The 15,631-nt window shown below is 27.7% G+C and carries 15 protein-coding genes; 10 read left to right on the forward strand and 5 right to left on the reverse strand.

Features of this window, described 5'->3' with window-relative positions; genetic code table 11:
- Nucleotides 1-201 precede the first annotated feature (201 nt).
- A complete protein-coding gene (locus HCG76_RS11340) occupies nucleotides 202-432 on the forward strand; it encodes an SPOR domain-containing protein (RefSeq protein WP_221700462.1) in 231 nt (76 codons plus the stop codon).
- Nucleotides 433-495: 63 nt separating this feature from the next.
- On the opposite strand, the gene HCG76_RS11345 is transcribed toward HCG76_RS11340, so the two are convergent.
- The gene (locus tag HCG76_RS11345; RefSeq protein WP_221700463.1) at nucleotides 496-1,365 is read right to left on the reverse strand and encodes a methionyl aminopeptidase; all 870 of its coding nucleotides are present in this window, start codon (nucleotides 1,363-1,365) and stop codon (nucleotides 496-498) included.
- 215 nt (nucleotides 1,366-1,580) lie between these two features.
- On the opposite strand from HCG76_RS11345, the gene HCG76_RS11350 reads away from it, so the two are divergent.
- The 8 genes from HCG76_RS11350 to HCG76_RS11385 all read left to right on the forward strand — a co-directional run bounded on the left by HCG76_RS11350 (nucleotide 1,581) and on the right by HCG76_RS11385 (nucleotide 7,231).
- Complete coding sequence (locus HCG76_RS11350; protein ID WP_221700464.1) at nucleotides 1,581-2,300, forward strand: YdcF family protein; 720 nt, start codon at nucleotides 1,581-1,583, stop codon at nucleotides 2,298-2,300.
- A 175-nt stretch (nucleotides 2,301-2,475) separates the two neighbouring features.
- A complete protein-coding gene (locus HCG76_RS11355) occupies nucleotides 2,476-3,363 on the forward strand; it encodes an ABC transporter ATP-binding protein (protein WP_221700465.1) in 888 nt (295 codons plus the stop codon).
- 1 nt (nucleotide 3,364) lies between these two features.
- Nucleotides 3,365-4,180: an ABC transporter permease subunit gene (locus HCG76_RS11360; protein ID WP_221700466.1), complete on the forward strand. Its 816-nt coding sequence runs from the start codon at nucleotides 3,365-3,367 to the stop codon at nucleotides 4,178-4,180.
- Nucleotides 4,181-4,327: 147 nt separating this feature from the next.
- The gene (locus HCG76_RS11365; protein ID WP_221700467.1) at nucleotides 4,328-5,185 is read left to right on the forward strand and encodes a nitroreductase family protein; all 858 of its coding nucleotides are present in this window, start codon (nucleotides 4,328-4,330) and stop codon (nucleotides 5,183-5,185) included.
- A gap of 75 nt (nucleotides 5,186-5,260) precedes the next feature.
- Entirely contained in the window at nucleotides 5,261-5,599 is a 339-nt protein-coding gene (locus HCG76_RS11370) for a hypothetical protein (RefSeq protein ID WP_221700468.1), read from the forward strand.
- 107 nt (nucleotides 5,600-5,706) lie between these two features.
- Nucleotides 5,707-5,898, forward strand: a complete 192-nt coding sequence (locus tag HCG76_RS11375; RefSeq protein WP_221700469.1) for a hypothetical protein — start codon at nucleotides 5,707-5,709, stop codon at nucleotides 5,896-5,898.
- A gap of 244 nt (nucleotides 5,899-6,142) precedes the next feature.
- Nucleotides 6,143-6,589, forward strand: a complete 447-nt coding sequence (locus tag HCG76_RS11380; RefSeq protein ID WP_221700470.1) for a GNAT family N-acetyltransferase — start codon at nucleotides 6,143-6,145, stop codon at nucleotides 6,587-6,589.
- Between the two features lie 33 nt (nucleotides 6,590-6,622).
- Nucleotides 6,623-7,231 (forward strand): DUF975 family protein, encoded by a 609-nt coding sequence (locus HCG76_RS11385; protein WP_221700471.1) that lies wholly within the window; start codon nucleotides 6,623-6,625, stop codon nucleotides 7,229-7,231.
- An 85-nt stretch (nucleotides 7,232-7,316) separates the two neighbouring features.
- On the opposite strand, the gene HCG76_RS11390 is transcribed toward HCG76_RS11385, so the two are convergent.
- From HCG76_RS11390 to HCG76_RS11405, 4 genes are all read right to left on the reverse strand, one after another.
- The gene (locus HCG76_RS11390) at nucleotides 7,317-7,952 is read right to left on the reverse strand and encodes an ABC-2 transporter permease (RefSeq protein ID WP_221700472.1); all 636 of its coding nucleotides are present in this window, start codon (nucleotides 7,950-7,952) and stop codon (nucleotides 7,317-7,319) included.
- A gap of 2 nt (nucleotides 7,953-7,954) precedes the next feature.
- Nucleotides 7,955-8,806 (reverse strand): ABC transporter ATP-binding protein, encoded by an 852-nt coding sequence (locus HCG76_RS11395; protein ID WP_221700473.1) that lies wholly within the window; start codon nucleotides 8,804-8,806, stop codon nucleotides 7,955-7,957.
- A gap of 2 nt (nucleotides 8,807-8,808) precedes the next feature.
- Nucleotides 8,809-9,183 carry a GntR family transcriptional regulator gene (locus HCG76_RS11400; RefSeq protein WP_221700474.1) on the reverse strand — a complete coding sequence of 125 codons (375 nt, stop codon included), beginning with the start codon at nucleotides 9,181-9,183 and terminating at the stop codon, nucleotides 8,809-8,811.
- 123 nt (nucleotides 9,184-9,306) lie between these two features.
- Nucleotides 9,307-10,167 (reverse strand): S66 family peptidase, encoded by an 861-nt coding sequence (locus HCG76_RS11405; RefSeq protein WP_221700475.1) that lies wholly within the window; start codon nucleotides 10,165-10,167, stop codon nucleotides 9,307-9,309.
- A gap of 307 nt (nucleotides 10,168-10,474) precedes the next feature.
- Between HCG76_RS11405 and HCG76_RS11410 the strand changes: the two genes are divergently transcribed.
- A complete protein-coding gene (locus HCG76_RS11410) occupies nucleotides 10,475-15,484 on the forward strand; it encodes a sialidase domain-containing protein (RefSeq protein WP_221700476.1) in 5,010 nt (1,669 codons plus the stop codon).
- Nucleotides 15,485-15,631 lie beyond the last annotated feature (147 nt).

A 15,631-nucleotide genomic window follows, 5' to 3' on the forward strand; every position in this document is an offset into this window, starting at 1 on the left:
AATAGTAAATATTACTTTTAGTAATATGATAAAAAATATATAGGAAATTTAGTTTTATCTATTAAATTATCATAAAATTAAGGTATTAAAAAATGAAATGTTAAAAAAAACATACATATATTATTAGGTTATAACTTAGTAACACTGTATAATTTCATTCATATAATGGATTTAGAATATATAAGTAAAAGGATAAATAATATGAAAAATAAGTATAGATTATCAACAATTATTTTTAGCGTAGCATTAATTTTATCTATAAGTACTATATATACAGATAATCCTAAAGCTATGACAATAGGAGAAAACTTAAAAGCAAAAAATATTTATTTAGCTAGTAAGGCACAAGAAGAGACATATTATAGAGTAATAGCAGGAAGTTTTAAAGATAAAGATAATGCAAATAATAGAGTAAAAGAGTTTAGGATATGAAACCTTTATAGATGTTTATATTCAATAATAAAAAATGGTGAAGAGTAAAATCTTCACCATTTTTTAATGAGTTAAAACTTCAACACCAGTTTCAGTTACTAAAACAGTGTATTCCCATTGTGCTGAAGGATAGCCATCTTCAGTTAAAACTGTCCAGCCATCAGAATCATCAATAAATATATCAGGAGTTCCCATATTTATCATAGGTTCTATTGTAAATACCATACCAGGAACTAATAGCATTCCAGTACCTTTTTTACCAACGTGAGAAACAAAAGGAGTTTCATGGAATTCAAGACCTATACCATGACCACCAAATTCCCTAACAACAGAATAACCGTTAGCTTCAGCATGTTTTTGTACAGTTTCAGCTATATCACCTAAATATCCCCATGGTTTTGCTGCTTCTAAACCTTTATCTAAACACTCTTTTGCAACTCTAACTAGCTTATCTAAATCAGGATGAACTTCGCCTATTTTGAACATTCTAGATGCATCTGAGAAATATCCATTATATATAGTAGAAACATCTACATTAACAATATCCCCTTCTTCTAAAATTACATTTTTACTAGGAATACCGTGGCATACTTCATCATTTACAGAAGTACAAACACTCTTAGGGTATCCTTGGAAGTTAAGTGGAGCTGGAATTGCACCTTGTGATACTGTGAAGTCATGAACTAAAGTATTTATGTCGTCAGTTGACATTCCTGCTTTAATATTCTTACTAACTAAGTCTAGAACAGCAGTGTTAATAGCAGAGCTTTCCTTTATTTTTTCAATTTGCTCTGGTGTTTTAATTATATTTCTAGGTGGTACTATATGCCCCTTTAGTCTATATGAGTTTATTTTTTCATCAAATTGAAGATGACAATTTTTGTATTTTTTATTACTGCCACACCAACAGTGGTCATTTCTATTAAGATTCATCTTTTTATCTCCTTGTATCTATTTTTATACTTTTATTATAGTACTTTATTAGTAAAAATGAAAATAATTAATATAATAAATAAAATAATTGTATATTAGTAGATTAGTATTTTATAATATAGTTAAAAAGACTTGAAAGGGAAAACATTATGAAAAATGGGATATCAAATGCAAAAAAATACATATATACTTCTTTTATAATTGGAGGTATATTATTGATTTTATATTATTTATTATTAAAAGTAATGTTTGGATTTGTTGCTTTTTCTAATATGTTTTGTATATTAGGAATAATTATACTTATTTATGGATATGTTGAGCTAAAGTTTCAAATAGATTTTTGGGGAAGGATACCTAAAGGTTTAAGAGGGATAATTAAGCTTTTATTTTGGATAGGATTAGTAATATTTATAACAGTTGAGAGCGTTATAATTTATAATGGAAATCATTATGATACTGAAAAGCCTGATTATTTAATTGTTTTAGGTGCAGGCTTAAGAGGAGATAGGATAAGTACATCATTATTATATAGATTAGAAACAGCCTTAGATTTTCATGAGATGTATCCAGATTTAAAAATAGTTGTATCTGGTGGACAAGGAGAGGGTGAGAATATAACGGAAGCAACTGCAATGCGTAATTTTCTAGTTGATAATGGTGTTGATTCAAGTTTGATTATCATGGAAGATAAATCAACAAATACATATGAAAACTTTTTATATAGTAAACAAGTATTAGAAAATAAAACTGGAAAAGAGGATTTTACAGTAACAGTAGTATCTAATGGGTTCCATATGTATAGGGCAAAGTTTTTAGCTAAAGAAGTAGGATTTAATGTTTATGGTTATCCAGCACCATCACATAAAGCTTCAGCATTGGTATTTTACGTAAGAGAATTCTTTGGAGCAATAAAAGCATATATATTTAGGCAATAGTAAAAGTAATTGAGGAATATTATTTATACTCCTCAATTACTTTTATTTATATAAAAATAAATATTGTAACAAAATATGGGAAATGTGTTGTTTATTAAAATGATAAAAAATATACTATAGATATGAAAAAAATTAGGAGGCTAAGTTAAGATAAAAAATATAAGGGGGAATTGATATGTATATTATAGAGACTAAGAATTTATGTAAGTCTTATGGTAAAAATAGAGGGATAATAGATATTAATTTAAAAGTAAAAGAAGGAGAAATCTTTGGCTTTGTAGGGCCTAATGGAGCTGGTAAATCAACTACTATTAGAACAATTTTAAATTTTATTTTTCCAACCTCAGGTTCAGGAAAAATATTAGGTAAAGATATAGTAAAGGAAAGTAGTGAAATTAAAAAATATATTGGATATGTTCCAAGTGAAGTAAAATTTTATGATGAAGTTAAGGTCAAGGATATAATAAAATATTCAGCAAGTTTTTATGAAGGCGTAAATAAAGAGGAAGTAGATAATCTTTATAAAATATTAGATGTTGATATCAATAAAAAAATGTCAGAGCTTTCTTTAGGAAATAAAAAAAAGGTAGCTATAGTTCAAGCATTAATTCATAATCCTAAGTTATTAATATTAGATGAACCAACAAATGGATTAGATCCATTAATTCAAAAAAAATTATTTGAATTATTAGAGGAAGCAAAGAAAAAAGGAACTACAGTATTTTTATCATCACATAATTTAGTTGAAGTAGAAAATCTTTGTGATAGAGTTGCTGTTATAAAAGAAGGAAGGATAATTGACACTATAGTTATAGAAAAGTTAGTAAAAAAATCTGGGTTAAAGATAGTTGTAAAATCAAAGGAAATAAATGAAGGTAAAGTAAAAGAAATAGGAGGACAAGTAGTATCTAAAGAAAATAATGAGATTATATTTCATTACAACAAGGATATTGATACTTTGGTTAAGCAGCTTTCAAAGTATAAAGTAGAAAAATTATTAATTAGTGAACAAACACTTGAAGATACATTTATGAATTATTATGAAAGGAGAGGTGAGAGATAAAATGAATATATTTAAATTTGAATTTAAAAGATTATTAAAAGGTTCTATTATTTGGGCCTTAGTATGTAGTGCTATAATTGTAATGTTTATGCTATTCTTCCCAAGTATGAAGGATATGGGGATACAAGAATTAGTAGGATCAAAATTAGAGGCATTACCAGAAGCTTTTTTAGAGGCTTTTAATATAAGTGGAGCTACTGATTTTAGTAATATTGCTGATTTCTCTGCTTATGTACTTCAATATATAATAATGGCAGGTGGTATATATGCAGCTATACTTGGAGTATCAGCATTAGTAAAAGAAGAAAGTGAAGGAACTATTGAATTTCTATATTCTAAGCCAATTAGTAGAAGTAGTATAGTTACAGCTAAACTTTTAGCTAGTATAGTTATATTTTTTATATTTATAATCATATTAGGTGTTGTAACTATGATTTCGTCATTAATAGTTAAACCTGAAAATGTAGAAAGTATCAATTTACTTATGGATATTAAGACATTATATATAGGAATGGCATTAATAGGATATATATTTATGGCTATAGGTTTTTTAATATCTGTATTTGTTAAATCATCAAAACAAGCAATACCAATAGCTTTAGGAGTGTTTTTTGCAAGTTATGTAATAGGTATTTTTTCTAAGTTACAAGATAGATTAAATAGCTTAATTTATTTATCTCCTTTTGATTATGCAACTCCATCAGAAATAATTAAAAATGGGTTTGAAATAAAATTTATAATAATAGGATTATGTATAATAATACTTTCAGTAGTAGCAACCTATACTATATATAGTAAAAAGGATTTTAATATATAAAATTAAATTTAAAATACCATCGAACTTTAGTTAGGGTGGTATTCATTTTTATAAATAGAAATATAAATGAATAAAAACATAATTAAAGATAAATAATTAGTATATGTGAGTTTTTTTATGTTGATAAAAATATTGTAGGAGGGAGTTATGGTTAATAATTTTATTTTTAATGAACCTATAAATAATATAGTTAAGAAGAGGAAGTCAATAAGAACTTATAATACTGAAGAAATATCTAGTGAAATAATTGGAAAACTTAATGATTATATAAGTGAAATTAATGGACCATTTAAAGAAAATATAACCTTTAAAATATTAGATGTTAAGGAAAGAATAAATGGGGCAAAACTTGGAACTTATGGAGTAATTAAGGGAGCAAACAAATTTATAGCTGCAAAGGTAAAAGATGGACAATACTCTTTAGAAGAATTAGGATATGAGATGGAGTCAATAGTGTTATATGCTACATCAATGGGGTTAGGTACGTGTTGGATAGGGGGAACCTTTAAGAAGGGACAATTTGCAAAGGCAATGCAAGTACAAGAAGGTGAAATATTACCTATAGTGTTGCCTATAGGATATGAAAAAGAAAAAAAGAGTATTATTGATAAAACTATGAGGTTAATAGCAAAGTGTGAAAAAAGAAAGGCCTGGAATGAAATGTTTTATTTTAGGGATTTTTCATGTCCATTAACACAACACTATACTTTAAATGGATTCAAGGATGCATTTGAAAATGTAAGATTAGCGCCATCTGCAATAAATAAACAACCTTGGCGAATAGTAAAGCATGGAAATGAATTTGATTTTTATGTAAATGAAGATAAAGATGAAAAAAAGGAAACTAGTTATGATATTAAGAGAATTGATATGGGAATTGCAATGTGTCATTTTGAATTAACTTGTAAGGAGCTTGGAATTAAAGGTAAGTTTAAAGTTGGTTCTCCTAAGATAAATGATGCACCTAATAATTATAAGTATTTAATAACTTGGATTAAGGATTAAAAAAATATAAATTTTTATAATACTACAAAATATGAAGTCATATAATATTTAAAAGTATAAAATATGTTTGGAGGAATGGAGTTTATGGGAGTATGGGGATTAGATATTTATGATGATGATTTAGCAGTTGATATAAGGGATGAGTTTCAAGAGTATTTAGATGAGGGAATGGATGAAAGTGAAGCAATAAATGAATTACTTTTAAATAATGATAATTTATTAGAAGAAGAAGAGGAAAGTGGAACAGTTATATTAACTATTGGTTTTTTAGCTAAGGAGAATGAAGTTGATAATTCAAGGGTAAAGAAACTATTGAAGGAATTAAAAAGAAATAAGGATTATTGGAATTATCTAAAAGAAGACTCTATGGAATTGTATGAAGTTAGAATGGATTTACTTAGAGAGCTAATTTAAAAACATATATCCAATGTAAAGGTTAACAAAGTTATATATGTATTTTAAAAAATAAAATGGATAAAATAATTATACAAAATTTTTTATAAACATTGGAGGTTTTAAAGATGGCTTTTGAAAAACTTGAGAAAAAAGTTAATGAAATTAGTAAAAAGATTAAACAAGGAAGACTTTCACAAGAAATAGGAGATGAAATTAGTAGCGTAATTAAGGAAATTGAAGATCTTGGTGGAGAGGCAAAGGAAAAATTTAAAGATGCTTTAGAAAATATGAAAAATTCATTAAAGAAGATGAAATAATATATATAAAGGTATAAAAGAATTTCTTTTATACCTTTTTTAGTGAAAATAATAAGTATTTTTAAAATGAAATACTTATCTTAAATGATTATAGAAAATATTAACAATTACATCTTGCTATGTTACTATATAAATATATTTATCATAGTAATTAGTTAAGGAGGTATAAATGAATAGAAAGTATGAAATAATTACTTTATAATCATAAAAAATAAAATAAGATTTAGACTAGGGAGAGATTAAGATGAAAATAAGAAGAGCAACAATAGAGGATATAAATATTATAGCAAAGTATAATTATAATCTTGCATTTGAAACTGAAGATAAGAAATTAGATATGAATATTTTAACTAATGGAGTTAAAGCATTAATTGAAGATGAAAATAAGGGTATTTATCATGTTTGTGAGATTGATGGTAAGATTGTTGGACAAATTATGTATACATTTGAATGGAGTGATTGGAGAAATGGCACTTTCTTATGGGTACAAAGTGTTTATGTAGATAAAGAGCATAGGGGAAAAGGAGTATTTAAGAGTTTATATAATTATATAAAGAGTATTTGTGATAATGATGATAACATATGTGGAATAAGATTATATGTAGAAAAAGAAAACTATGTAGCTCAAAAAACTTACTCTAATTTGAGTATGAGTCAGTGTAATTATTATATGTATGAATATGAAAAATAGGCATAAATATAATATAAAGGGGGGTGAGGTATCGTGGATACTGCACAATTAAAAAGTAGAGCAAAGGAACAAATAAGAGGTAAGTGGGGAGTTGCAATAGGTACAGTATTATTTGCTAATATAATATTAGAAGTTGATTTTGCTTATAGGGTAACTTCAGAATTAGGAGCAGAAGGCTTATCATACTCAATTAATTTAATAGCACTTTTATTAGGTGGAGTTATTTCAGTAGGATTATGTAGATTTTTATTAAATATGGCAACAGGAAGAGAAGAAGCGAGATTTGATAATTTATTTTCAGGATTTAATATTTATCTTAAAACATTAGGGTTAAATATACTAATAACATTAGCAGTTGTTGCAGGAACATTATTATTTATAATACCTGGTATAATAGTTTCTCTTATGTTTTCACAAGCGTTTTATATATTGTCAGAAGATCCAAGTAAATCAATTACACAATGTATAAGTGAAAGCGTTAATTTAATGACAGGTCATAAATGGGAATTGTTTTATTTAGAATTAACATTTATTGGTTGGTGGTTACTTGCTGTTATAACATTAGGTATTGCTGCACTTTGGGTTTCTCCATATCAAAAATTAACAGAAGCAAATTTCTATTTGTACTTAAAAAATAATTAGATAAAAAATAAGTTGAATGTGGGAAAATAAGTTAATAGATTAAAATACAAGCTCTAAGTACAAACAACTTAGAGCTTGTGTTTTTTTATTGTACTTCTTTTTTTGCAAATATATTGCTAGTAATAAAGTAAGATGCTAATAATACTGCTATAGCAATAAGTACACCTAAAATTGATAAAGCTGAAGTGCTTAAATTTATATTAATTTCTGGGATTATTTCAACTAATGCAGTAGAAAAACAAATTGGAAATACTGCAATAAATACAAGAATATATCTTCCTTTTTCAAAGCCTAATAAAAGAGTTGCTGGCATTAATACAGCTGTGAAGAATACTCCAATTATAGCCGTAACCAAAGAAACTCCATAAAGAGGTATAGTATTTTCTAAATTAGTAAAACCAACTAATTTTATAATTACTGATAAGACAACTGATATAATTATTGCAATTAGAGTATTTATTAAGCAATATATATATCTTGAGAAAATATATTCTTTAGTAGTAACAGGAAGTGAATATATTAAATAATTCATTTTACTTCTCTCTTCATAAAAAATAACCGAATATGAAGCTAGCATTAAATACATTGTACCTGCAAAAGTAATCATAGTAGGTTGAATAAAACCAAATATGACACCAAAAATTAGTATGAAAATTAAGTTTTTCTTTATTGCAAATAGTGAATTAAATTGTAATTTTAATAAATTAACTAAATTATTCATAATTAATCCCTCCTAGTGTAATACAGTAAAAGATCTTCAAGAGTACATTTTTCATAAATTGCTTCGTCTCCAAAAAGTTCATAAGCTTTTTTCTTATTAGCTATTAACCCTTCAAAGCCAAAGGCATATTCTTTTAGAGAAATGAATTCTTTCTTAATTGTATCATCAATTAAATCCTTTTTGCTTTTAACGAGTACATGATTATCTAATATATCATCTTTTTCACCTTGAAGAAGAATTTTACCATTATATAGCATAACTATAAAATCAGCAGATTTATCTAAATCGGTAGTTATATGAGTTGAGTAAAAAACAGTCATATTATCCATTTCTATATGCTCTTGCATAAGCTCTAAAAATTCATTTCTTATTATTGGATCTAAGCTTGAAGTTGGTTCATCCATTATTAAAAGCTTTGGGTGATGACATAAAGCCATTACAAGTTCAAATTGCTTTTTTTGACCTTTAGATAAATCTTTGTAAAACTTATTTTCATTAATATTAAATTTAGTTAAATACTTTTGATATAAGGTTTCATCCCAATTATGATAAAATTTAGAGATTATTTTATGAAGGTTAGAAAGCTTACTTTCTCCTAAAAAACCTGCCTCATCCCCAACATAAGCAATATTTTCTTTTACTTTAACATTTTTAATAATATTAGTATTGAAAATGTTAATTTCTCCAGACTTAGGTTTTACCATTCCAAGTAAAGCTTTAATAGTAGTTGTTTTACCAGAACCATTTGGGCCAATAAAGCCTGTAATATATCCTTCAGGAATATCAAGCGTATCTATAGTTAAAGAAAAATTATTATAGTTTTTTTCTAAATTACGAATTTCAATTGCATTCATAGTTATACCTCCTCATATAAACTTTTAAATATCTCAATACATTCATCTAAAGTTAAACCAAGTGATTTAGCAGAAATAATAACTTCTTCAAGTCTGCTTTCCATTTCAGCCATTGCAGCTTCTTTCAATCTTTCGGAATTAGCGCCAGAAACAAAAGTTCCTTTTCCAACAACTGTTTCAATAAAGCCTTCTTTTTCAAGTTCTTCATAAGCTCTTTTAGTAGTGATTATACTAACTTTAAGCTCTTTTGCTAGTGATCTTATTGAAGGAAGTGGATCTCCAGACTTTATATTACCATTTAAAATTTGATTTTTAATTTGTGTTTCTATTTGTTCATAAAGTGCCACTGGTGATGAATTACTAATTAATATATCCAAGTGTCAACCTCCGTATCTAAGTGTATATAATATCTATACACATATATTATCAATTTGGTGATTAATAGTCAATAGAATTTGTAAATAAAATACAAAAAAAGAAGCTGATATACAGCTTCAAGTTTATTTAAGAATAATATTTTTACCGATTATAATACATTTAGAATTAACTCCATGACCAATTTCTTCTGTTTTAGCAATAGGTAAATTAGGATTATTTATTATTTTTACTGCTAATTCCTCAATAGTAGGAGATATATTATTTTCTTGCATTTTACTGAAAGTACCTAGTATTAAGCCTTTAATTTTATCAAAAGCTCCCATTTGTTTAAGCTGATTTAAAAAGGATGACATAAGTCCAGCTTCCCCACCCATACTTTCTAGAAATAAAACCTTATCTGTAAGATCAGGCATATATTTAGTTCCAGCTAATTTTAATAGGCAACGAATATTTCCACCAACAACAGTGCCTTCTATTTTTCTACCTTGAATAAATTTATAAGAAAAATTAAATAAATCCTCTTTACCATTAAATAAACTGTTTATAAAATTAGCTTTTTGACTTTCGCTATCAGAATAAATAAGGTTTCTTATTTGATAAAGATAAACTGGATTATTTGTTTGAGAATATATAGCATTTAGTACTGTAGTTAAATCGCTATAACCAAAGAATGGTTTTGGGGTTTCGGCTATATATTTATAATCTAAATAATCTAAAACTTCGTTTGCTAAATCCCCACCAGAAATATCAAAAATAGCTTTTATTTTGTCGTTTTTATATAAGTCCATAAAGATTTCTCCCTTAGCTTCAGCAGAACCATTAAAAGGTGAGTTAATTTCATAAATATATTTACTGCAAATAGGAGTTAAATCTAAACTTTCTAATTGTAATAATAAGTTTTCAATTTTAGCATTATTAGATAATGGTTGGCCATTAGAACAGGCTACAATACCTATATAATCACCATTTTTCAAAAGACTCATGTAATTACCTCCAATATAAATTTTAATGAATATAAAATATATTATATACTTTTCAATACTTAAGAGTCATCTTATTTGTTAAGTTAAATATTCTTTTAGAGAATAATTTTAAAGGTGATTTTGTTGTTATTTAATGAATTTAAAATGTTTGAGTTATATTTATATAATGGTAAATGTATTAAATTCGCAATATTCTTATAAAAAATAACAATTTTATTTATTGTAAGTAAAATATATACAAAAATTAAAATAAATGCAATATAATTAAAATTGGGTATAGAATATGGTATAAAGGGAGGAACTAATTATGAACAGAAAGAAAATTGCTGTATTACTTATGGCTTCAGCTATAGTTTTCAATACAGTTAATTCTATCTCTTATGTAAACGTATTAGCATATGAGCTAAATGAAGGTAGAAATTTAATAATGGAAGAGGAAATTCCTCAAAGTCAAATGACAGCAGTAGCTACATCAGCACAATCAGGGGAAGATGGTAGTAAAGCTATAGACGGAAATATTAATACAATGTGGCATACTCCATGGTCAATAACTGATAATTCAAAACTTCCACAAAGTTTAACAGTAGACTTAGGAGGAAGTAATAATGTAAGTACTATAAAGGTTTCACCAAGAACATCTCAAACAAATGGAATAATAACTAAATATGAGATTTATGCTATTAATGGTGATACTGAAACTTTAGTGGCAAGTGGAAATTGGAAGTTAGACAACTTAGCTAAATCTGTTAATTTTGATCAGCCAATTAAAGCAGAAAAGATTAAGATAACAGCTTTAGAGGCAGGCGCTGGTTTTGCTTCAATAGCTGAAGTTAATGTGTATAGGGTTAAGGAAGGCGTTGAAAAGGTAGCTAGTTATCAAAATAAAAAGATAAGTGATAATAATGGAATAGATATATCTAGTGATATTGAAGGACTTAAAAATTTAGAGAGTGGTACAATAATTTCTAGATTTGATACTAGCAAGGGTGATATTCAATCATTAGTTAGTATTGGAAATAATACTGTTGCCAATGGACATTTTCATCTTTATGTAGCTGATAATACAGTTGGATTTGAAGTAAGAAATCAAAGTGGGAATATAGCTACTGGAAAGACATCTGCAGTTTTAAACAAAGGTATAAATACTATAGCTTTAAAAGTTACAAGTGGAGATGGCTATAAAATTTTTATTAATGGTAAATTAGCCGGAGAAGTTAAAAGTACTAATGCAACATTAAGTGCAGGAGTAGTGGGAATTAATAATGCATTCATAGGTAAAACAGATAGATCATCAGGTAATGAGTATCCTTTTAGTGGATATATTGATTTCGTAGATATTTATGGAGAAGCCATTCCGGATAAATATTTAACAGATATAACAGGGCAAACAGTATTACCATCAGAAGAAGAAATACTACCAGATGGTATGAAGACAGAATCAATAGATTTATTTAAGCCAGGCGATTTAGGATCACAAAATTTTAGAATACCAGCATTATTTACAACGAAGGATGGAACGGTTATAGCATCTATTGATGTTAGAAATCAAGGAGGAGCAGATGCTCCATGGAATGATATAGATTCTGGGGTAAGGAGAAAAACATTAGGAGGAGAGTGGGAAGAGGCTCAAAAGGTAATAGATTATCCTAGTAGAGCATCAGTTATTGATACAGCACTAACACAAGATGAAGAAACAGGAAGAATATTCTTATTAGTTACAACATTCCCTGAAAATTATGGATTCTGGCAAGCACAAGCAGGAAGTGGATATACAGATATTGATGGAGTTAAATATAGGGCTTTATATGATGCTTCAGGAAATCTTTATACAATAAGAGAATCAGGAAATGTTTATGATAGTGAAGGAAACATAACAAATTACAATGTAAATGTTAACAGTATGGAGTTGACTAAAGATGGTGTTGCAGCAGGAAATGTTATGACTGCAAGTTGTGAATTAAAGGTCTATGGTACAAGCTATTTAAGTTTAATATACAGTGATGATGATGGTGAAACATGGAGTGAACCAATAGATATAAATTCAGATATTAAAGCTGATTGGATGAAGTTTTTAGGAACGGGTCCAGGTGCAGGTATTCAAGTTAAAAATGGTGAGTATGCAGGAAGAATAGTATTCCCAGTATATTATACAAATGGAGCAGGAAAGCAATCAAGTGCAGTTATTTATAGTGATGATCATGGAGAAACATGGAATATGGGTGAATCACCTAATGATGGTAGAGATTTAGGAAATGGTTCTTTTGGTAATTCAGAAACTATGACAGATGGACTTGAATTAACAGAATGTCAAGTAGTTGAAATGCCCAATGGACAATTAAAGTTGTTTATGAGAAACACTGGATCATATGTAAGAATAGCTACAAGCTTTGATGGTGGAGCAACTTGGGATTCAGAGGTTTATGAAGATAGAAACTTGCCAGAGCCATATTGTCAATTAAGTGTTATGAAGTATAGTCAACAAATAGATGGACAAGACGCCATTGTATTTGCTAATCCTAAAGGATCTGGAAGAACAAATGGAACAGTAAGATTTGGTATTATAAATCAAAATGGCACTCATTCTAATGGAGAACCAAGATATGAGTTTGAATGGAGATATAATAAATTAGTTAAGGCCGGGACTTATGCATATTCATGTTTAACAGAATTACCAAATGGGGATATTGGATTATTTTATGAAGGTACAGATAATCAAGAAATGTCTTATATGGAAATGTCACCAGAATATATTAAATTTGACTATGAATCATCATTAGAAGGTCTTGTTAATCCAGGTGAAATAGAATCAATAGAATTATTAGATGGTAAGAACAGCTATATGCCTGGAGACAAAATAAATGTTAAGTTATCTTTTAACCAAGCTGTAAGTTTAATTGGTAATAAGAATTTAACATTAAAGATAGGAGAAAGCAAAGTAACTTTAAGGCCAATAACAGAAAGTAATGCAAGAGAATTTACTTTTGAAGGTGTATTACCAACAACATTAAGTGAAGGAACATTTGGTTTAATATTAGAAGCTAGCAATAATACTGAAATATTAAATACAGTTGGTAAAAATACTACTTTAAGTAGTGATTTAGATTTATCTGATAAAGGTGGTAAAATAATAATTAATAAAAATGAAGAAGAAAAGCCAGATGAAAATATTAAACCTCTAGCAGGATATTCTAATATTAGAATATCAAATAATAATGCAGTGGATATATCATCAGATTTAGATAGTTTTAAGAGTTTAACTGAAGGAACTATTATAGCTAGATTTGATAATGCAAATAAAAGTGGAATTCAATCAATAATTGGTATAGGAAATGAGAATTCAGCAAATACACATTTCCACTTATATACTAATGGAGATAGAGTTGGATTTGAGATTAGAAATGGAAGCAATATAGCAACACCAGCTGCAAATGTTACTTTAAACAATGGTATAAATACTCTTGCTCTTAAAGTTACAAATGGAGAAGGATATAAGGTTTTTGTAAACGGAACTATGATAATTGATTTAAAAGATAGCAATGCTAGATTCCTAGATGCAATAGATAATATAAATAAAGCTTATATAGGTAAGACTCCAAGACCATCAGGAAGTAATACTTATAATTTTAGTGGTGATGTAGATTTTGTTGAAATCTATGGAACTAATTTAGAAGATAAAGTTCTTTTAAATAAGACAGCAGAAACTATTTTAGTATCTGATTTAGCAACAGCAATAAGCTCTATTGAGATTTTAGATGAAAAAGAAGAGTATGCTGAAGGTGATACAATCAAATTTAAGGCTATATTTAATCAATCTGTAAGCTTAGTTGGAAATAAAAATTTAGTTTTAAAAATTGGAGAAGGTGAGTTGCCAGCTACTTTAACTAATGGAGAAAATGCTAAGGAGTTTATAGTTGAAGCTATAATACCAAAAGGAATTAAAGGTGGAACTTATAACTTAGGTATTAAAGCTAATGAAAATACAGCAATATTAAATACAGCAGGTAATAATATAACATTATCTCAAAATTTAGAATTAGATAAGAGCATTACAATAAAAGAAGATATAGATAAATCAGAGTTAGCAAAGGTTATAGAAAATGCTAAAAATATAATAGAAAATGAATCAGATAAGTATACTGAAGAATCAATAAATGCATTAAAAGAAGCTGTAGCATTGGCAGAAGAGACTTTTGCTAATGAAGTAGCAACACAAGATCAAGTAGAGGTAGCTAAGGTAGCAGTAGAAACTGCAATTAATAGATTAGAGGAAAAGGTTGAAAAGCCTGAAAATGTAAATAAAGTAGCCTTAAAGATTAGTATAGATTATGCAAATGAGCTTAAAGAGGGTGGAGCTCTTGATGAAGTTGTACCAGCTGTAGTTGAAGAATTTAACAAAGCTTTAGAAGATGCTATAGAAATATATAACAATGAGTTAGCAACACAAGCTGAAGTAGATACTATCTTTAATAAATTAGTTGAAGCAATTCATATGCTTGAATTTAAGCAAGGTGATAAATCAGAATTAGAAAATCTAATTAATTCAGCTAATGCATTAACTAAAGAGGATTATACTGAAGAAAGTTGGGCAAGATTAGAAGCTGTACTTCAAGATGCAAATAAAGTATTTGCAGATGAAAATGCAATGCAAGAGGAAGTAAATGAAACAGTTAGTAAATTACAAGAAGCTATTAAAGAGTTAGAAGAAGCAAAGAAAGTTGATAAATCTGTACTTCAAGGTTTAGTAGATAAAGTAAAAGACACAGATTCTTCAAAATATATTCCATCAACATGGGTTGAATTTGCAAATTCACTTGAAGCTGCAAATTCTATATTAACAAGTGAAAGTGCTACTCAAGAAGAAGTAGATTCTGCATATAGCACATTATTAAGAGCCTACTTAGGATTAAGATTAACTCCAGATAAGTCTTTACTTGAAAATTTAATTAAGGAAGTTGAAAGTATTGATTTAAGTAAATATACAGTTAAAAGTGCAAAGGGAGTAAGAATGGCTTTAGATGATGCTAATAAAGTATTAGGAAACAAAGAAGCTACTGAAGCAGATGTAAATAAAGCTTTATCAAACTTGAAAAATGCTAAGAATTCTTTAGTTGCATCTTCAGAATCAAACTCTAATGAGGATTCAAGCACAGGTTCAGGTTCAAGCTCAGACTCAAATAATAATGGAGGCACAAGTGGTACAACAACAGGTAGTTTGCCAAAAACAGGATCAGCAGGTGCTGTAGCTGCAGTAATCAGTGGTGTTGTTGCTTTACTTGGTGGATTAGGTTTAAGTAGAAAAAAGAATAAGAATAATTAAAGATATAAATAATTGAGTTTAATATATATTAAACTTCAGGTTAATTTATAGAAAATGTTATTAATAAAGGGCTGTATCAGATTGAATTAATAAATTCAGTCTGAATACAACTCCTTTTTAATTGTTCAAAATTTTATACACTAATTT

The sequence above is a fragment of the Clostridium sp. K13 genome (assembly GCF_019734195.1).
Taxonomy (GTDB): domain Bacteria; phylum Bacillota; class Clostridia; order Clostridiales; family Clostridiaceae; genus Clostridium.